At 64.7% G+C, this 19,106-nt stretch carries 18 protein-coding genes; 12 read left to right on the forward strand and 6 right to left on the reverse strand.

Annotated elements, in window-relative coordinates; translation table 11 throughout:
* The first annotated feature begins 56 nt into the window (after nucleotides 1-56).
* The 5 genes from FGK63_RS00440 to FGK63_RS00460 all read left to right on the forward strand — a co-directional run bounded on the left by FGK63_RS00440 (nucleotide 57) and on the right by FGK63_RS00460 (nucleotide 6,592).
* A complete protein-coding gene (locus FGK63_RS00440; RefSeq protein WP_138839633.1) occupies nucleotides 57-737 on the forward strand; it encodes a type 1 glutamine amidotransferase in 681 nt (226 codons plus the stop codon).
* Nucleotides 737-2,095, forward strand: a complete 1,359-nt coding sequence (locus FGK63_RS00445; RefSeq protein WP_138839634.1) for a glutamine synthetase family protein — start codon at nucleotides 737-739, stop codon at nucleotides 2,093-2,095. The genes FGK63_RS00440 and FGK63_RS00445 overlap by 1 nt, the downstream gene beginning before the upstream one ends.
* 44 nt (nucleotides 2,096-2,139) lie before the next feature.
* On the forward strand, nucleotides 2,140-3,444 hold the full coding sequence (locus FGK63_RS00450; protein ID WP_138839635.1) for an NAD(P)/FAD-dependent oxidoreductase: 1,305 nt from the start codon (nucleotides 2,140-2,142) through the stop codon (nucleotides 3,442-3,444).
* Between the two features lie 109 nt (nucleotides 3,445-3,553).
* The gene (locus tag FGK63_RS00455; protein WP_138839636.1) at nucleotides 3,554-4,768 is read left to right on the forward strand and encodes a DegT/DnrJ/EryC1/StrS family aminotransferase; all 1,215 of its coding nucleotides are present in this window, start codon (nucleotides 3,554-3,556) and stop codon (nucleotides 4,766-4,768) included.
* Nucleotides 4,769-4,858: 90 nt separating this feature from the next.
* Nucleotides 4,859-6,592 carry an adenylate/guanylate cyclase domain-containing protein gene (locus tag FGK63_RS00460; protein WP_138839637.1) on the forward strand — a complete coding sequence of 578 codons (1,734 nt, stop codon included), beginning with the start codon at nucleotides 4,859-4,861 and terminating at the stop codon, nucleotides 6,590-6,592.
* 6 nt (nucleotides 6,593-6,598) lie between these two features.
* Here FGK63_RS00460 and phaR read toward each other — a convergent pair whose 3' ends face one another.
* From phaR to FGK63_RS00475, 3 genes are all read right to left on the reverse strand, one after another.
* Nucleotides 6,599-7,156 carry a polyhydroxyalkanoate synthesis repressor PhaR gene (gene phaR / locus FGK63_RS00465; protein ID WP_138839638.1) on the reverse strand — a complete coding sequence of 186 codons (558 nt, stop codon included), beginning with the start codon at nucleotides 7,154-7,156 and terminating at the stop codon, nucleotides 6,599-6,601.
* 224 nt (nucleotides 7,157-7,380) lie between these two features.
* On the reverse strand, nucleotides 7,381-7,827 hold the full coding sequence (locus FGK63_RS00470; RefSeq protein ID WP_138840415.1) for a phasin, PhaP: 447 nt from the start codon (nucleotides 7,825-7,827) through the stop codon (nucleotides 7,381-7,383).
* A gap of 132 nt (nucleotides 7,828-7,959) precedes the next feature.
* A complete protein-coding gene (locus FGK63_RS00475; protein ID WP_138839639.1) occupies nucleotides 7,960-9,762 on the reverse strand; it encodes a PHA/PHB synthase family protein in 1,803 nt (600 codons plus the stop codon).
* A gap of 113 nt (nucleotides 9,763-9,875) precedes the next feature.
* On the opposite strand from FGK63_RS00475, the gene phaZ reads away from it, so the two are divergent.
* Together phaZ and FGK63_RS00485 are read left to right on the forward strand one after the other, a co-directional pair.
* A complete protein-coding gene (phaZ, locus tag FGK63_RS00480) occupies nucleotides 9,876-11,150 on the forward strand; it encodes a polyhydroxyalkanoate depolymerase (protein WP_138839640.1) in 1,275 nt (424 codons plus the stop codon).
* Nucleotides 11,151-11,153: 3 nt separating this feature from the next.
* Nucleotides 11,154-11,738: a DUF6151 family protein gene (locus tag FGK63_RS00485; protein ID WP_138839641.1), complete on the forward strand. Its 585-nt coding sequence runs from the start codon at nucleotides 11,154-11,156 to the stop codon at nucleotides 11,736-11,738.
* Nucleotides 11,739-11,756: 18 nt separating this feature from the next.
* Here FGK63_RS00485 and FGK63_RS00490 read toward each other — a convergent pair whose 3' ends face one another.
* The 3 genes from FGK63_RS00490 to FGK63_RS00500 form a co-directional block, all read right to left on the reverse strand.
* Nucleotides 11,757-12,371: a hypothetical protein gene (locus FGK63_RS00490; protein WP_138840416.1), complete on the reverse strand. Its 615-nt coding sequence runs from the start codon at nucleotides 12,369-12,371 to the stop codon at nucleotides 11,757-11,759.
* 97 nt (nucleotides 12,372-12,468) lie between these two features.
* Entirely contained in the window at nucleotides 12,469-13,461 is a 993-nt protein-coding gene (locus tag FGK63_RS00495; RefSeq protein ID WP_138839642.1) for an alpha/beta hydrolase, read from the reverse strand.
* The gene (locus FGK63_RS00500; RefSeq protein ID WP_138839643.1) at nucleotides 13,461-14,210 is read right to left on the reverse strand and encodes an alpha/beta fold hydrolase; all 750 of its coding nucleotides are present in this window, start codon (nucleotides 14,208-14,210) and stop codon (nucleotides 13,461-13,463) included. The genes FGK63_RS00495 and FGK63_RS00500 overlap by 1 nt, the downstream gene beginning before the upstream one ends.
* Nucleotides 14,211-14,429: 219 nt before the next feature.
* Between FGK63_RS00500 and thrS the strand changes: the two genes are divergently transcribed.
* The 5 genes from thrS (at nucleotide 14,430) to FGK63_RS00525 (ending at nucleotide 19,105) form a co-directional block, all read left to right on the forward strand.
* Nucleotides 14,430-16,388, forward strand: coding sequence for a threonine--tRNA ligase (gene thrS / locus FGK63_RS00505; protein WP_138839644.1), 1,959 nt, complete (start codon nucleotides 14,430-14,432; stop codon nucleotides 16,386-16,388).
* Nucleotides 16,389-16,609: 221 nt separating this feature from the next.
* On the forward strand, nucleotides 16,610-16,912 hold the full coding sequence (locus tag FGK63_RS00510; RefSeq protein ID WP_138839645.1) for a BufA1 family periplasmic bufferin-type metallophore: 303 nt from the start codon (nucleotides 16,610-16,612) through the stop codon (nucleotides 16,910-16,912).
* A gap of 62 nt (nucleotides 16,913-16,974) precedes the next feature.
* Nucleotides 16,975-17,832, forward strand: coding sequence for an MNIO family bufferin maturase (gene bufB, locus FGK63_RS00515; protein WP_138839646.1), 858 nt, complete (start codon nucleotides 16,975-16,977; stop codon nucleotides 17,830-17,832).
* Entirely contained in the window at nucleotides 17,829-18,590 is a 762-nt protein-coding gene (locus FGK63_RS00520) for an HvfC/BufC N-terminal domain-containing protein (protein ID WP_138839647.1), read from the forward strand. The genes bufB and FGK63_RS00520 overlap by 4 nt, the downstream gene beginning before the upstream one ends.
* A complete protein-coding gene (locus FGK63_RS00525) occupies nucleotides 18,587-19,105 on the forward strand; it encodes a DoxX family protein (protein WP_138839648.1) in 519 nt (172 codons plus the stop codon). The genes FGK63_RS00520 and FGK63_RS00525 overlap by 4 nt, the downstream gene beginning before the upstream one ends.
* Nucleotide 19,106: the final 1 nt, after the last annotated feature.

Raw genomic sequence — 19,106 nt, forward strand, 5'->3', positions numbered from 1 at the left:
CCCTTGTCCGAACGCCCGGACTCGGCTAGATTCAATTTGATCAAATTTGGTGACTCATGAAAATCGGCATCCTGCAAACCGGCCACGCCCCCGAAGTGTTGATCGAGCGTTCGGGGGATTATGACCAGATGTTCCGCTCCCTTCTGGGCGGCAACGGCTTTTCGTTTCAGACCTTCTCGGTCGTCGACGGCGACTTTCCCGAGGGCGCGCAGGACGCGGACGGCTGGGTGATCACCGGCTCGCGTCACGGCGCCTACGAGGATCACCCGTGGATCCCGCCGCTGGAAACCCTGATCCGCGAGATTCGCGACAGCGGCAAGCCCCTGGTCGGCGTCTGCTTCGGCCACCAGATCATCGCGCAGGCGCTTGGCGGCAAGGTCGAGAAATTCACCGGCGGCTGGTCCGTCGGCCAGACCGACTATGACCTGAACGGCAAGACCGTCACGCTGAACTCCTGGCATCAGGACCAGGTGACCGAACTGCCCGAGGGCGCAAAGGTTCTGGGCAGCAACGACTTCTGCCGCAACGCCATGGTCGCCTATGGCGACACCATCTGGACCGTCCAGGCGCATCCCGAATTCTCCAACGAATTCCTCAAGGGATTGATGCGCACGCGCGGCGAGGGCGTCGTGCCCGATGCGCTGCTGCAAGCGGCTGCCAACCGGCAGGACGGCCCCAACGACAACGCGGAAATCGGCCGCCACATGGCTGACTTCCTCAAGAAAGCGAGGGCCTGATGGCCGATTGGACAGACAACCTACCGCAAGCGGCCCGGACCTACCTGGAGGACAGGCGCCTGGACGAAGTGGAATGCATCATCTCGGACCTGCCCGGCATCGCCCGTGGCAAGGCCGTGCCGGCGTCGAAATTCGCGCGGCAGACCTATTTCCACCTGCCCGACAGCATCTTCTACCAGACCATCACCGGCGACTGGGGCGAGGCCGCCGGCGAGGACGGGTTCATCGAGCGGGACATGATCCTCAAACCCGATTTCTCGACCGCCTCGGCCGCGCCGTGGACCGGCGACTGGACGCTGCAGGTGATCCACGACGCCTATGACCGCGACGGCGACCCGATCCCGTTCAGCCCGCGCAACGTGCTCAAGCGCGTGGTGCAGCTTTATCACGATCAGGGATGGAACCCGATCGTCGCGCCCGAGATGGAATTCTACCTGGTCGCCCGAAACATCGACCCGGCCAAGGAGATCGAGCCGATGATGGGCCGCTCGGGCCGCCCGGCGGCGGCGCGTCAGGCCTATTCGATGACGGCGGTGGACGAGTTCGGCCCGGTGATCGACGACATCTACGATTTCGCCGAGCATCAGGGTTTCGAAATCGACGGCATCACCCAGGAAGGCGGCGCCGGCCAGCTCGAGATCAACCTGCGCCACGGCAATCCGGTGAAACTTGCCGACGAGGTGTTCTATTTCAAGCGCCTGATCCGCGAGGCGGCGCTGCGCCACAACTGCTTCGCCACCTTCATGGCCAAGCCGATCGAGGACGAGCCGGGTTCGGCCATGCACATCCACCACTCGATCGTTGACCTGGACACGGGCAAGAACATCTTTTCCGGCCCGCAAGGCGGTGAAACGGACGCGTTCTATCACTTCATCGCCGGGCTGCAGAACCATCTGCCCGCAGGTCTGGCGGTCATGGCGCCCTATGTAAACTCGTACCGGCGCTACGTGAAGGACCAGGCCGCCCCCATCAACCTCGAATGGGGCCGCGACAACCGCACCACCGGCATCCGGGTTCCCCTGTCGGGCCCCGAAAGCCGGCGCATCGAGAATCGCATCGCAGGCATGGACTGCAACCCCTACCTGGGCATCGCCGTCTCTCTCGCCTGCGGATATCTCGGCCTGATGGAGGAACGGCGTCCCCGCCGGCAATTCTACGGCGACGCCTACGAAGGCGACGGCGACATACCGCAGGTCATGGGACAGGCGCTGGACCTGTTCGACGGCGCCGAGGCGCTGCACCAGGTCCTGGGGCCGGAATTCGCGCGAGTCTACGGCATCGTCAAACGCGCCGAATACGAGGAATTCCTGCAGGTGATCTCGCCCTGGGAACGCGAGCACCTGTTGCTGAACGTCTGAGGCCGGCAGGGCGTCTCCATACCGACAAGAAGCAGGAGGGCAGGATGAATCTGCTCTATTCCAACGACCGGCGGGCCGAGCATCCGCCAAGCTGGTACGCGGCAACCGCGCATCCTTTCGAGCGGCTGGCGCCGCTCAGGGGCGAGACCAAGGCGGATGTCTGCGTCGTCGGCGGCGGCTATACCGGCCTGTCGGCGGCGCTGCACCTTGCCGAAGCCGGGCTGGACGTGGTGCTGGTCGAGGCGCATCGCGTCGGCTTCGGCGCGTCCGGGCGCAACGGCGGACAGCTTGGCAGCGCCCAGCGGATGGATCAGGAAGACCTCGAGCGCCTGGTCGGAGACGCGGACGCCGCCCGCCTCTGGGATCTGGCCGAGGACGCCAAGGATCTCGTCAAAGGGCTGATCGCGAAGCACGGGATCGACTGCGATCTGAAACCCGGCATCGCCCATTTCGGGTTCAGCGACGCCGAATGCCGCGAGTTGCACGACCATGCCGCGCATCTGCAAACCCGCTACGGCTATGACCAGATCGAACCGCTCGACGCCGAAGCGGGGCGCGCGCTCTGCCCTTCGCCGGCCTACAAGGGCGGCTACCTGGACATGGGCGCCGCGCATCTGCACCCGCTGAACTACGCCCTGGGCCTGGCGCGGGCGGCGCAGGCCGCCGGCGTCCGGATCTTCGAGGAGACCGAGGTTCACCACATCGAGGAACGCCGCCCCGCGGTCGTGCGGACCGACAAGGGGCGTGTGGTGGCCGAGCATGTCATCCTCGCCTGCAACGGCTATCTCGGCTCGCTGAACCGCAAGGTGGAGGCCAAGGTCATGCCGATCAACAACTTCATCGCCGCGACCGAGCCCCTGGGTGACGACGCCGCCCGGGTCCTGACCCGCGACATCGCGGTGGCGGACACGAAATTCGTGGTGAACTACTTCCGTCTCAGCGCCGACAAACGTCTGCTGTTCGGCGGCGGCGAAAGCTACGGCTATCGCTTCCCCGCCGACATCGCGGCCAAGGTGCGCAAACCGATGGCCGAGATTTTCCCGCATCTGCGCGACGTCGGAATCGACTACGCCTGGGGCGGCACGCTGGCGATCACCATGCGCCGGATGCCCTTTCTGGCGCGGGTCGCCCCGAACATCCTCTCCGCCTCGGGCTATTCCGGCCACGGGGTCGGCACGGCGACCCATGCCGGGCAACTCATGGCGCGGGCCATTCAGGGCCAGGCCGAAGGGTTCGACACCCTGTCGCGCGTCCCCTCCACGCCCTTTCCGGGGGGCCCTGCCCTGCGCAGCCCGCTGCTGGTGCTTGCGATGACCTGGTACTCGCTCAGGGACCGGCTGGGCGTCTGAACCCAAAAGCGACGGTTTCGTGATTTTTTGCCGATCGCCCGGATCAGGGCTTGGCATATTCGCCGCATGGTTTTAACTTTTCAAAAGTTAGTATTCAGGATTCCCAAATATGACCCTGCCCCCCAACGTCCATGACGCCGAACCCATCCCCGCAGCCGCGCGCGAGGCGATCGACGCGCTGATGCAGTCGGGCGACCTGTTCCGCTACACCGCCCCGCAGGATGCGCCGGTCGCCCTGCTCGAGGCCGAATTTGCCGAGCTGCTGGGATCGAAATACGCCCTGGCGGTATCCTCCTGTTCCGCCGCGCTGTTCCTGTCGCTCAAGGCGCTTGGCCTGCCCCGCGACGCGCGGGTCCTGATCCCCGGCTTCACCTTCGCCGCGGTGCCGTCTTCGGTGGTTCACGCCGACTGCATTCCGGTCCTCTGCGAGGTGGGCGCGAACTACCGCATCGACATGGCCGATTTCGCGGCCAAGCTCGACGGGGTGCAGGCCGTCATCATCAGCCACATGCGCGGGCACACCTCGGACATGGACGCGATCATGAACCTCTGCGACGCCCGCGGCATCCCCGTGATCGAGGACGCCGCCCACTCGCTGGGCACCACCTGGCACGGGCGCAACATCGGCACCATCGGGCGCGTCGGCTGTTTTTCGTTCCAGTCCTACAAGATGATCAACGCCGGCGAAGGCGGCATCATGATCACCGACGACGCCGATCTGATCGCCCGCGCGGTGATCATGTCGGGCGCCTACGAGCACAACTGGAAAAAGCACAAGGGCCCGCACGGCGACAACTCGCCTGAGCTGGAGCAGGCTTTTGCCCGCTGGCAGAACCGGCTGCCGCTCTACAATCTGCGCATGAACAACCTCAGCGCCGCGGTGATCCGCCCGCAGATCCCGGAACTGGCCCGCCGCGTGCGCGACGGCCTTGCCAATCATGACTACGTGGCCGAGCGCCTGAACGCCTCGCCCCATATCCACGTTCCCGCCCCTCTGGCGCCGGAACGGCGCGCGCCGGATTCGATCCAGTTCAACCTCGTCGGGCTGGACGAGGCCGAAACCCGCGCCTTCGCCGCCGCCGCCGACGCGCGCGGCGTCAAGGTACAGGTTTTCGGCCTGAGCGAGGACAACGCCCGCGCCTTCTGGAACTGGCAGTTCCTGCCCGAGCAGGTCGAACTGCCGCGGACCCGCGCCATGCTGATGCGCGCCTGCGACGTGCGCCTGCCGGTGCGCCTCACGCGCGAGGAACTGGACGTGATCACGGGCATCCTGCTGGATGCGATGGCCGAGGCGACACAGCCCGCGCAGGCCTTCGGCACCTGACATCCGCGCCTTTGCGGTAGGCAAGGCAGCCGATTTCTGCTGGAATGACGGACAGTCAGGCGATTTCCGCCTGAAGTCCGGAGACCGCCCATGCCCCGCCGTCTGGCCGCCATTCTTGCCGCAGACGTGGTTGGATATTCCAGCCTCATGTCCCAGGACGAACCGGGCACGCTCAACCGGCTTCTGGCCTTCCGCCGGCAGGTGTTCGACCCGGCGGTCGCCGCGCATTCCGGCCGGATCGTCAAGCTGATGGGGGACGGCGCCCTGGTCGAATTCGCCAGCGTCGTCGATGCCGTGTCCTGCGCCATCGCCATCCAGAACCGGATCCGCGCCGATGCGTCCGAGGCGCTGCGGCTCCGCATCGGCATCAACCTGGGCGACGTCATGACCGAGGGCCGCGACATCTACGGCGACGGGGTGAACGTGGCCGCGCGGCTCGAGGCCGAGGCGGATCCGGGCGGCATCTGCATCTCGGACATCGTCCACCAGAGCATCGGCCGGCGCATCGAGGCCGATTTCGCGGATGCGGGCGAACACCACCTCAAGAACATCGACAGGCCCATCCGCCTGTATCACTGGATCCCGGACCAAAGCGCGGACCGGGCTTCACCGGCGCCGTCACGCCCCCGGCCGGACAACCCCGGCATCGCCGTTCTCGCCTTCGACAACATGTCCACCGACCCCGAGCAGGAGTATTTCTCGGACGGGATCGCCGAGGACATCATCACCGCCCTGTCGCATTTCCGCGAATTCTTCGTCATCGCCCGCAACACCACCTTCACCTACAAGGGCCAGCCCATCCGCGTGGACCAGATCTGCCGGGATCTGGGCGTGCGCTACCTGCTCGAAGGCAGCGTGCGCAAGGCCGGCAACCGGGTCCGGGTCTCGGCGCAGCTGATCGACGGCGCGACCGGCACGCATATCTGGGCCGACCGCTACGACCGGTCGATCGACGACATCTTCGCCGTCCAGGACGAGATCACGCAAGCCATCGTCGGCGCGGTCGCCCCCGAAACCATGGGCGCCGAGATGCAGCGCGCCCGCGCCAAAAGGCCCGACAAGCTGTCCTCGTGGGAAAAGGTTCTTCAGGCGCGCTGGCACATGGGCAAGTTCACCAGGGAAAACAACGACGCCGCGCGGAAACTGCTGTCGGACGCCGTCGAGGCGGACCCGGAACTGTGCGACGGTCATGCCGGCATCGCCCTGTGCGACCTGATCGCCATGCTGCACATCTGGCGCAGGGACACCCACGACGCGATCCTGTCCGCCAAGGCCGAGGCCGAAATCGCCGTTGGCCTCGACCGCAACAACGCCAACGCCCATGCGATGCTGGGCATGGCGAACCTCTTCGCGCGGGAATTCGCCGACGCGGAAACCCATCTTGGCCGCGCAGTCGCGGTCAACCCGAACCTGGCGACCGGCTTCGGCAATTTCGGCGCGTATTACGGCGTCGCCGGCCGCTTTGACGAGGCGCGGGCCTCGTTCGAACGTGCGATCGCCCTCAGCCCGCGGGATCCGCTGGCGGGATTCTGGCGCGGCGGCTACGGCATCGGCGCCTATGTCTCGGGCCGCTATGAAACATGCCTGGAAAACGCCCGCATCGGGTTGAAGGAAGCACCGGGCTACGCCTCGCTTCTGCGGCAGGAAGCCGCCGCGCTCGGCATGTTGGGGCGGCAGGATGAAGCCAGGGCCTCGGTCGCGCGGCTGCTGGAAAAGATGCCCGGCCTGACCATCTCGCAGGTGCGCCAGATCGTGCCGGTGCGGTACGAGGATGACCAGGACAAATGGCTGGAAGGCCTGCGCCGCGCTGGCCTTCCGGAATAGTCGGCCTCAGCTCAGCTTGGAAAGCTTCTTCTGCAGCTCGGCCAGTTGCTTCTTGATGTCTTCCAGATCCTCGCCCTGTTCGGCCGAGTCCCCGTCATCGTCCTTTTTCGGCCCCGACCAGTTGCCGGACAGGCCGCCGGTCATCGCCTTGAGAAAGGCCTGTTGCTGCGCCTGCATCGCCTCGAACCCCGGCATCTGCGACATCGGGTTCATCGCGCTCATGTTCTCCATCATCTTCGCCTGGCTTTCCCGCAGCATTTCGAACGAGCTTTGCAGGAATTGCGGCATCATGCCCCCGCCCGGCACCATGTAGCTGCGCACCAGGTCGTTCAGCACGTTGACCGGCAGTACGTTCTCGCCCCGGCTTTCATGTTCCGCAATGATTTGAAGCAGATACTGCCGGGTCAGATCGTCCCCGGTCTTGAGGTCGATGATCTGAACCTCGCGCCCGTCGCGGATGAAGCCCGCGATATCCTCGAGCGTGACGTAGTCGCTGGTCTCGGTGTTGTAGAGCCTGCGACTGGCGTAGCGTTTGATCAGAAGCGGTTTTTCCTTTTCCGACACCCTCTTGCCTCCCCAAGGATGATGCGTTGCAGCATAGGTTATGCGAGCGCAGCAGAAAAAGAAAGAGTTGCCTTTGCCGCAAGTTACGTCGCGGGAACCCGCGGAAAAACGCCCCGGTCGGACCGCTTTGCCGGACCGGCCGGCCAAAAAAGAAAGGGCAGATCTTTCGATCTGCCCTTCGCGATTGCACCGATTGGGAGGAGAGGGTGCAGTTTCGCGCTTTCTTACTTGGCCGCGGTTGCTTTCTTGGCAGCAGCGGTCACGTCATTGGTGGCCTTCTTGACGGCAGCAGCAGCGTCTTCGCTGATGTTCTTGCCGGCAGCCATCAGCAGCTCGACGGTTTCGATCTGGACCTTCTTGGCGATCTCGGCGAATGCGGCCATGTTTTCGGCGGCAACTTCAGCCGAGGCGCTTGCGAAATCGGTTGCGGCCTTGGCGTAGTCTGCCGGCTCGGCCTTTGCTTTCGACACTTCGGCCAGTTTGGCCAGGGTGTCTTTGGTCCACTTGTTCGAGATCTCAGCCGACTTGCCGGCTGCATCCAGAGCAACGCCCGACAGCTTTTCGTTCAGGGTTGCGGTCGATTTGAATGCGCCTTCAAAAGCGGCGGTGTCCACCGGGAACGCACCCATCATGTCTTTCATGATCACGGTAAAATCTTGGGTCTTTGCCATTGTCTCAATCCTCTTCGCCGGATCCGGGCCCACCCCGTTTTCCTTCGGCTTGAGTGGAATATGCTTTCTGCATCGCGGCATTTCAAGGCTTTTCTTGCTGCGGTGCAGAAATTTTTCGCTTTCGCAGCAGAATCAGTCGTTTAGCCTGGCCACCACGTAGGTTCCCGGCGCCGGGCACAGCCTGGGATGGTCCGAATCGCCGGTATCGCGGGCGGGAACCTGCTTGCCCGAACGCGTCTTCAGCCAGGCTTCCCACATCGGCCACCAGGACCCTTCGTTGAAATCGGCCTCCTTCAGCCAGGTGTCCGGGTCCGCCTTCATGTCGGGATTGGTGTAGTGGCCGTACTTCTTCTTGGTCGGCGGGTTCACGATGCCCGCGATGTGCCCGGATTCGGACACCACGAAGGTCTTTTCCCGCGATCCCATCTGCTGCACGCCGCGGTAGCAATCCTTCCACGCGGCGATGTGGTCGGTCTCGCAGGTGATCGCCATCAAGGGCACGTCCACGTCGCTGACGTGCAGCTTGTGGCCCAGGATGTCGAAGCCGCCCTCGATGAACTCGTTGCGCTGGCACAGGCCGCGCAGGTACTGCACAACCATCTTGGCGGGCAGGTTGGCCCCGTCCCCGTTCCAGTAGAGCAGATCGAAGGCGGGCGGCGTTTCGCCCATCATGTAGCTGCGGATCGCAGGCGTATAGATCAGGTCCCGCGAGCGCAGGAACGAAAACGTGCGCGCCATGATCCACGAGTGCAGCACACCCTCCCTGTTCACTTCCTCCTCGATCCCGTCGATGAAGTCGTCCTGCAGGAAAGGCGTGAACTCGCCCTGATCCGAGAAATCGGTGAGCGCGGTGAAGAAGGTCGCGGATTTCACCGACTTGTCGCCCCGCTGCTTCAGCAGCGACAGCGTCAGGCTCAGCGTGGTTCCGGCGATGCAGTATCCCACCGCGTTGACCTGCTTGACGCCGCAGATCTTCTTGACCTCTTCGATGGCGGTCAGGAACCCCTCGTCGATGTAGTGCTCCAGGCCCGTGTCGGCATGGCTTTCGTCCGGGTTGACCCAGCTGACCACGAACAGTGTATAGCCCTGCTCGGTCACCCACTTGATCAGGCTGTTCTGCGCCTTGAGGTCGAGGATGTAGAACTTGTTGATCCAGGGCGGGAACAGGACGATTGGCGTTTCATGAACCGTTTCGGTCACCGGTTTGTACTGGATCAGCTCCATCATCCGGTTGCGATAGACCACGTCCCCCGGCGTCGTGGCGATGTTTCCGCCCACCTCGAACGCGCTTTCGTCCGCCAGCCGCACGACCAGCTGGCCCTCGTTCGCCTCAAGATCGGCGACCAGGTTCTCAAGCCCCTGGATCAGCGACCGCCCTTCGGTCTCGACCGCCTTTTCCAGGGCATCGGGGTTGGTCGCCAGGAAATTCGTCGGCGCCATCATGTCGATGATCTGTTGCGAGAAATAGTTCAGCCGGCGGCGGTCCTTCTCGTCGATGTCCTCGACCGAGGCCACGGCCTGGGCCAGGGCTTCGGCATTCGTGCGGTATTGCTGCCGGATCAGCCGGAAATAGGGGTTGGTGTCCCACATCGGGTTCGAGAACCGCCGATCCTCGGGGTCTTCATTGGCCTCGGGCACTTCGCCGCGCGCCAGCGCCTGCTGCGCCTCGGCGAAATTCATCACCGATTTGCCCCAGTATTCGATCTGCTGTTCCAGCAACTTGGCGGGATTTTGCAGCGCCTCGGTCCAATACGCCGTTGCTGCCTTTGCGAAAAGCTCGTGATTCGGGGCGTTCAGGGCGTGCGTGTGCTGCTTTTTCCCCGCCATCACTTCGATCAGCCGTTTGGAAAGCTGCTCGACCTTTTCCATGTTTTCCTTAAGCCGTTCAATGTGTTCCTCGGTCAATTCGGATGACTTTCCGTCAGTAGTTGTCATTTTAAGGAATCCCCAATAATCTCGCTGCTACGCAGAATAACGTCGTGGGTCGTGGGGGGCAAAGCGACGAATAGTCCGAACTTCAATGCGTGCGAGTTTAGGAGACCCGTTTCATGCGCTACATGCTGACCTACGACCTGATGGAATCCGCCCGCAACACGAACCAATGGCTGGGGGCGACCGCCAATGCAATGGCATCCTACCCGCTTTTCAGCATGGTGCCCAACCCCATGTTCAGCTGGGTCTCCGCCTGGGGCGAAGTGACCGAACGAACCTACGAACGCATGATCGTCAAGCCGGACTGGGGCATCCGCACCTTCACCTGCGAGGACGGCAAGGACCACCTCGTCAAGGTCGAGACCGTGGTCGAACGCCCGTTCGGCGATCTGATCCACTTCAAGGTGCATGGCCGCGAGGAACAGCCGCGCAAGGTTCTGTTGGTCGCGCCCATGTCGGGCCACTACGCCACGCTGCTGCGCTCGACCGTGAAAAGCCTGCTGGTCAACTGCGAGGTCTACATCACCGACTGGCACAACGCCCGCGACATCCCGGTTTCCTCGGGCAAGTTCGACATCGAGGATTACACGCTCTACCTCGTCGATTTCATGCGCGAAATGGGCCCCGACACGCATGTGGTCGCCGTGTGCCAGCCCGCGCCGCTGACGCTCGCCGCCACCGCCTACCTGGCCGAGCTCGACCCCAAGGCGCAGCCCAGCACCCTGACCCTGATCGGCGGCCCGGTGGACCCGGACGCGACGCCGACCGAGGTGACGGATTTCGGCCGCCGCGTCACCATGGGCCAGCTGGAACAGTCGATGATCCAGCGCGTCGGCTTCAAGTACAAGGGCGTCGGCCGCATGGTCTATCCGGGCCTGCTGCAGCTGGCCTCCTTCATGTCGATGAATGCCGAACGTCACACCAAGGCTTTCGTCGACCAGATCCAGCGGGTCATGCGCGACGAGGCGTCGGACCACGACGCCCACAACCGCTTCTACGACGAATACCTCGCCGTCATGGACATGCCGGCCGAGTTCTACCTGTCCACCGTCGAGCGCGTGTTCAAGCACCGCGAGATCGCCAGGAACGAATTCGTGGTGGCCGGGCACAAGGTGGACATGGGCAAGATCACAGACGTCGCCGTCATGACCGTCGAAGGCGCGAATGACGACATCTCGGCCCCCGGCCAGTGCATCGCCGCGCTGAACCTGTGCACCAGTCTGTCGGACAGCAAGAAGGCAAGCCATGTGGAGCCCGGCGCGGGTCACTACGGCATCTTCGCCGGGCGCAGCTGGCGCGTGAACATCCGCCCGCTGGTGATCAACTTCATGAATGTCAACGCGCGCAAGCAAGGCGCCCGCAAGGCCGCCAACAAGAACACCGCCGCCTGATCCATGCCGGACGACTCCACCGCATCGCTGGCGTTTTCCTGCGATTGCGGCGGACTGTCCGGCCACATCACCGCGCAGGGGGTGAAATCCGGCACCCATGTCGTCTGCTACTGCCCGGATTGCCGGGCGGCGGAACTGTATCTCGGCCAGCCCGACTTGGCCCCGGGTCCGGTCGACATCTTCCAACTCAGTCCCGACGCCGTGGTCATCGACAAAGGCAAGGATAACTTGGCCCTGCTGCGCCTCGGCCCCAACGGCCTGTTCCGCTGGTACGCAAAGTGCTGCGGCGCGCCGATCGCCAACACCCTGAAAACGCCGAAACTTCCCTTTGCAGGCATCGCCGCGAAGCGTGTCTCCGACCCGGACCGATTGGGGCCGGTCGTGACGCGCGGCTATGTGCCCGACGGCACGGGCAAGCTGAAACACGAACACCTGGGCCGCGCGGTGCTGGCCGTGCTGCGCCGCGGCCTGTCCGCGCGTCTGTCGGGGCGCTGGCGGCGAACCCCGTTCTTCGACGTCGCGACCGGCGCGCCGATAGTGCCTGCCAAGGTGCTGACCAAGGACGAGCGCGCCGCGCTTTACGACTGACCCCGCAACCGCCCGCGCTCAGGGATAGCTGATCCCACGGAACGGCGGGAAATCCGCATAGCGGGCCCGCCTGGCCTCAACCGGCTCCGAAGGCTCGGCCCCCGCGGCCAGCAGACGCCCCCGCGGCGCGATGTAGCTGTCGATGCGGCGCAGGGGCACCGGCCTCCAGACCAGGTTGAACGCGCAGAGCTTGGGGAAGAACCAGATCTCGAAATAGTCCAGGTGATCGTGCAGCCACCATGCGAGGTCGCGCCAATCCCGCCCCTCGGCATAGCGGTCGGCGAACCACGGAATGACGACCGACGCCCCCGCGATCCGCGCCTCCCCCTCGCCCCGGTCCCAGATGTGACACTCCAGCGGATGATCGTTGCGGGCGCAGTTCAGCTTGTTCTCGTTCCCGAACCGGTTCAGCGACGGCGAGCGGTATCCCGACCGCACCGCGACCCGGCCAAAGGTCTCTTCCAGCGGGTCCAGAAGCGTCCGGCAAAAGGCGCTGCCGGTTTCGATGGCCAGGTCCGGGTTTTCGGGAATGTTCTGCAATTCATGGAAATTCCCGATCTCCGAATAGAGGAAATCGCGCATGAAGAAATGGCGCGACAGGCGTACGCGGCCAAGCGCCTCGAGGCTCCACATGCTGCCCGGTCGGCGCATCACCCGTACCCGTTCCAGCGGAACTCGCCATCCGAACCTCGGGCGACTGCCCGTCCTGGACATGCGGCGCGCTGCTCCATCACTCGATCCCCTGTTCCTTCAGCCAGGCCAGAATGCCCGAAACGGCCGCATCCGTCTGCCCGGGCGAATAGATGTCCCCGGCCACGACATGCGCGGACGGATCGTCCATAGGCCCCATCGTCACCAGCCGCACCGCCGCCGGCCCGCCCCATTCTTCCGCGACCCGATGCGTCCGGTCGGGCCGGACGACCTGATCCTCCTCCGAGAACCAGAACAGGACCGGGACCCGAGCCTCCGAGAAATCCAGCCGCATCACCGCCCTGACCAGCGCCGACATCGGCACGATGGCCTCCCAGGGATACCGGGACGTCCAGTAGGTGTCCTTTGCCGGATCGGCGCCCGAAACATCCCGCTCGTCCCCCATGACCAGCGGCAGCCAGTACCTTGCGCCGGGCAGGGTCGGCAACCAGGCCCCGCGTGCATTGACGCCGAAATTGGGCGAGACAAGCACCACGGCCGCGACATTCTCGGCCAGATCCGGGTCCAGCGCCGCCGCAGCCGCCAGTGTGGCCCCGGTCGAGGTCGCGATCACCACCACCCGCTCGCCCACCGCGCGCGCGGCGGCCAGCCCCTCCGCCGTATCCCGCATCCAGCCCGACGCGGTGCCTTCGGCCATCGCCGCCCCGCCGCGCCCATGACCCTGCAGACGCGTGAAGACCAGGTTCGCGCCCAGCGCCTCGGCCACCCGGTCCGGCACGGGGCGGATCTCCTCGGAGGTGGCCGAAAACCCGTGCAGGTAAAGAACCGAATAGGGCGTTCTCTGCTCCTTCGCCCCCGGCTGCCAGATCACCCGCTTTTCGACGCCCGGCACGATGTCGTCGAACCGGGACTCGATGCTCTCGAAATAGACCTGCACGCCTTCGCCGAACCGCCGCGGCTCGAAAGTCGGGTTCAGATCCACCTCCTCATAGGGGCCGAACCACCACAGCAGCCCCGCGCCGATCACCAGGACAAGCAGGATCCGCCCGAGAACCCGGCCGAACGCGCGCATCACCGCGCGCCCATCACGTCCAGGATCGCCTCTTCGATCAATCCCAGGCAGGGCCCGTCCGAAAACCGGTGATCGGCATCCTTGACCAGCAACAGCCGCATGTCATCGCCCTGCGCGTGCTCCAGCAGACGCAGCGCAGTTTCAGTCGAAACCGCCGTGTCCGCCGTGCCCTGCAGGAACCGCACCGGAAAGGGCAGATCCAGCGGCTCGCGCAGAACCAGCCGCCGCCGCCCGTCCTCGATCATCCGCCTGGTGATCACATAGGGCTCCATGTAGTCCGAGGGCAGCTCCACATGGCCCACCGTCTCCAGCGCCGTCTTCTGTTCGTCGGTGAAGGACGCCCAATACCCGTCCTCAGTGAAATCCGGCGCCGCAGCGATTGTCACCATGCCCGCGATCCGCTCAGGCATGACCCGCGCCAGCAGCAGGGCCTGCCAGCCCCCCATCGAGGATCCCACCGGAATCAGGGGCCCCTCGGTCAGCGCGGCAACCGCCGCCACCGCATCCTCGTGCCAGTCCCCGATGCAGCCGTCCTCGAACCGGCCCGAGCTTTCGCCATGCCCGGAATAGTCGAACCGCAGGCAGGACTGCCCGCGCGCCCGGCACCACGCCTCAAGATGCACCGCCTTGGTGCCCTCCATGTCCGATTTCAGCCCGCCGAGAAAGACGACGGTCGGCCCCGTCCCCCCGCTCTTGTGATAGGCCAGCCGCCGCCCCTGCGGCGTGTCCAGAAATTCCGTCGCTGCCATGAAAACCCTCTAAGCCGTTTCCCCCATCATGCACGCCATGACTGCCACCGCAACGACCCTTGGCCCTTCATCTTTTCTGCAAATACTCCGGGGTGCGCGAGGGGCGGCGCCCCTCGCTCCCGCCCTTGACACGCGCCCCCGCGCCTGCCAAACCGGCGCGACACCATAACCCGCAACCGGGCGTTCAGTGGGCGCCAAACCGACGAGGAGAGCCAGATCATGGCCTTGGACTCACAGTCAGTCTCCCTAACCTTCCCCGATGGCAATTCCCGATCCTACGCGGCAGGCGTGACGCCCGCCGAGGTGGCTGCCGACATTTCGATCTCGCTGGCGAAAAAGGCCATCTCGGCCACGGTCAACGGCAAGCACTGGGATCTGCAATGGCCCATCGACACGGATGCCGAGATCGCCATCAACACCTTGAAGGACGAGGCGCAGGCCAACGAGCTGATCCGCCACGACTTCGCCCATGTCATGGCCCGCGCCGTGCAGGAGATCTGGCCCGCCACCAAGGTCACCATCGGCCCGGTCATCGAAAACGGCTGGTACTACGATTTCGACCGCAGCGAACCGTTCACGCCCGAAGATCTCGGCCTCATCGAGAAGAAGATGAAAGAGATCATCAACAAGCGCGACCCGGTCACCACCGAGATCTGGGAGCGTGACCGCGCGATCGAGTTCTACAAGGCCAACAACGAGCCCTACAAGGTCGAGCTGATCGAGGCGATTCCGGGCGACGAACCGCTGCGGATGTACTGGCACGGCCACTGGCAGGACCTGTGCCGCGGCCCGCACCTGCAGCACACCGGCCAGCTGCCGGGCGACGCCTTCAAGCTAATGAGCATTGCCGGCGCCTACTGGCGCGGCGACAGCTCGCGCCCGATGCTGCAGCGCATCTACGGCTGCGCCTTCCAGAACAAGGAAAAGCTCAAGGCGCACCTGCACATGCTGGAAGAGGCCGCCAAGCGCGACCACCGCAAGCTGGGCCGCGAGATGGACCTGTTCCACATGCAGGAAGAGGCGCCGGGCCAGATCTTCTGGCACCCCAACGGCTGGACCATCTACACCCAGCTGCAGGACTACATGCGCCGCCAGCAGCGCAAGGGCGGCTATGTCGAGGTCAACACCCCGCAGGTCGTCGACCGCAAGCTGTGGGAACGCTCGGGCCACTGGGACAAGTACCAGGAGCACATGTTCATAGTCGAGGTCGACGAGGAGCACGCGCGCGAGAAATCGGTCAACGCGCTGAAACCGATGAACTGCCCCTGCCATGTCGAGATCTTCAAGCAGGGCCTGAAATCCTACCGCGACCTGCCGCTGCGCATGGCCGAATTCGGCTCGTGCAACCGCTACGAACCCTCGGGGGCGCTGCACGGCATCATGCGCGTGCGCGGCTTCACCCAGGACGACGCGCATATCTTCGCGACCGAAGAGCAGATCGAAAGCGAAACCGCCGAGTTCATCCGCTTCCTCAGCGTGATCTACAAGGATCTGGGCTTCGAGAAGTTCACCGTGAAATTCTCCGACCGGCCCGAAACCCGCGCCGGCTCGGACGAGGTCTGGGACAAGGCCGAGGCGGCGCTGCTGGCCGCCACCCGCGCCGCCGGGACCGAGCCCGAGCTGAACCCGGGCGAAGGCGCCTTCTACGGCCCGAAACTGGAATTCGTGCTGACCGACGCGATCGGCCGCGACTGGCAATGCGGCACCTTCCAGGTGGACTTCGTGCTGCCGGAACGGCTCGACGCCACCTATGTCGGGGCCGACGGTGCCAAGCACCGCCCGGTCATGCTGCACCGCGCGACGCTGGGCTCGTTCGAACGCTTCATCGGCATCCTGATCGAGGAACACGCCGGCAAGCTGCCTTTCTGGCTGGCCCCGCGCCAGGTCGTGGTCGCTTCGATCACCTCGGACGCCGATGACTATGTCCGCGAGGTTGTCGCCGAACTGACAAGGGCGGGCGTGCGCGCCGAAGCCGACATCCGCAACGAAAAGATCAACTACAAGGTCCGCGAGCATTCGGTCGGCAAAGTGCCGGTCATCCTCGCCGTCGGCCACCGCGAGGTCGAGGAACGCACGGTCAGCGTCCGCCGCCTGGGCGAAAAGCAGACCAGCGTCCAGTCGCTTGCCGATGTAACAAAAGAACTGGCCAAGGCCGCCACGCCGCCGGACCTGCTGTAACATTCGGCGGGAAATCGCGGGCAATCCGGCCCCACGCAAAGGGGCCGGATTGCTGCACATTTCAATTTTAACTTCAAAACCAGCATGTTAATCTGTCTGTCGGGATGACATTCCCTGACGGGCTTGTGAGACACGTGCTCGTGAATTCAACTGAACAGCCCCAATCGTTACCTTGTCCCTGTCACAAGCAGACATACGCAGTCACCAAGAGGATTACCGAGATGTCGAACACCGCAAAAACCCTGGTCATCGCAAGCGCAGTCGCGGCAGCGATCGCCGGAACCGCCACCACCGCCAGCGCACAAGCCAAGGAAAAGTGCTATGGCGTCGCGCTGGCCGGCCAGAACGACTGCGCCGCCGGCCCCGGCACCACCTGCGCCGGAACGTCGACCGTGGACTATCAGGGCAACGCGTGGACGCTGGTTGACGCCGGCACCTGCGCGGATATCGAACTGCCGGCGCAGGCCGACGGATCGCCCCGCAAGGGTTCGCTCGAGGCGCTGGAACGCGACCTGCCGGCATAATCCAGGAAGAATGACGGGGGGCGGTTTTCCGCCCCCGGTCCGTCACTTGGGGAGGAAGGCTGATGTTGGACAGCGCACTCGGGTCGAACCGCCTGCCGGCAGCGCCGGGCGTCGGCTACAAGCCCCAGCATTTTTCCCAGATCCTGGCCGAGGCGGCACCGGTCGCCTGGCTGGAAATCCATGCCGAGAACTACATGGGCGACGGCGGGCGGCCGCTGGCGCAGCTGCGCCACCTGTCCGAGCGTTTCCCGATCTCGGTTCATGGCGTGGGACTGTCCATCGGCGGCGAGGATCCGCTTGACGCGGATCACCTTGCGCGGCTCAAGCACCTCGTGGGCTGGCTCGATCCGGCAAGCTTTTCCGAGCACCTCGCCTGGTCCACCCATGACAGCCATTTCCTGAACGACCTGCTGCCCCTGCCCTATACCGACGCCACGCTTTCGCGCATCTGCGATCACATCGACCAGGTGCAGGACGTGGTCGGCCGCCGGATGCTGCTGGAAAACCCGTCCAGCTACCTGGCCTTTGACGAAAGCACCTGGTCCGAACCCGATTTCCTGCGCGAAGTCTCGCGGCGCACCGGTTGCGGATTGCTGCTGGACGTGAACAACGTCTTCGTCTCCGCCACCAATCTCGATTTCTCGCCGCAAGGGTACATCGACGCCTTTCCGCTTGAAAACGTCGCAGAGATCCATCTGGGCGGGCATGACGAGGACGAGGATGACCACGGCCACCCGCTGCTGATCGACAGCCACGGGCGCGAGGTCGTCGATCCCGTCTGGGCCCTGCTCGACCACGTGCTGGAACGGTCCGGGCCGAAACCCGTCCTGATCGAATGGGACACCGACGTGCCGGACTGGCCGGTCCTGCGCGCCGAGGCCGTCCGCGCGCAGGCAGCGTTGGAGCGTATCCCCGCATGACCGAATCACAAGCCACATTCCACGATGCGCTGCTGGACGCAGCGCAGCCTGTTCCGCTCGGGCTCAGCGACGCGCAGGCCCGCCCCGCGGGCCGCCGGTTCAGCGTCTACCGCAACAACGTCGCGGTGTCCCTGACCGAGGCGATGCACGAGGCGTTTCCGGTGATCGCCAAACTGCTCGGCAAACAGAACATGGACGGGCTGGCCGGCCTGTTCCTGCGCCGCCATCCCCCATCATCGCCGCTGATGATGCATTACGGCGAGGCGTTCCCCGATTTCCTCGCCGGGATGGAACAGCTGTCCCATCTCGGCTACCTGCCGGACGTCGCGCGGCTGGAACTGGCGCTGCGCCGGTCCTACCACGCCGCCGACAGCACTCCGATCGGGCCCGAGGCGCTGGCGCTGTCCCCGGACGACCTGCCGCGCGCTCAACTGGCCTTTGCCCCGGCGATCGGGCTGTTGCGCTCTCCCTGGCCGATCCACGCCATCTGGCGCTTCAACACCCAGGACGGCGCGCCGAAACCGCAAGCCGGCGCCCAGGACATCCTGATCACCCGCGCCGAATTCGACCCGGTTCCGCACCTGCTGCCCAAAGGCGGCGCGGAATGGATCCAGGCCGTGCAGGCCGGACAGACCCTGGGCGACGCCCATGAAACCGCCCTCGCCGCAGCTGACGGCTTCGATCTGGGCGCGCTGCTGGCCCTGCTGCTGCAGGAAAACGCCATAACCTCCGTGAATATCGAAAGGCTGGAAACATGACCGCTCTGATTGCCCTTCACAACAGTGTCTTTGAAAAGATCGACCGTTCATCGGACATTCTGACACCGACATTGGCGCGGGTCGTCTTTGCGGCGGTGCTGCTGTTCTACTACTGGAACTCGGCGATGCTGAAGATCGACGGGTCCATCTTTTCGCCCTCCGCCGGGGCCTTCGGCCAGATCTTTCCAAAGGCGGCCGAGGCGGTTCTCTACGACGTTTCGCAGATGACCATCTTTCAGCGCGTCGTGATCTTCTTCGGCACCGTTGCCGAGTTCGCGCTGCCGGTCCTGATCGTCGTCGGCCTGCTTACCCGTCTTTCCGCCATCGCCATGATCTTCTTCATCTGGGTCCAGACGGTCGTGGACGTGACCGGGCACGGCGTGGCGCTGGGGGGCCTGTTCGACAACACCATTACGCTGATGGATCAGCGCGTGATGTGGTCCTTCCTGCTCCTGGTTCTCGTCATCAAGGGCGCCGGCCCCATATCGATCGACCGGCTCCTGCGTCTTCCCTGAG

Source organism: Ruegeria sediminis (assembly GCF_005938215.1).
Lineage (GTDB): Bacteria > Pseudomonadota > Alphaproteobacteria > Rhodobacterales > Rhodobacteraceae > Ruegeria > Ruegeria sediminis.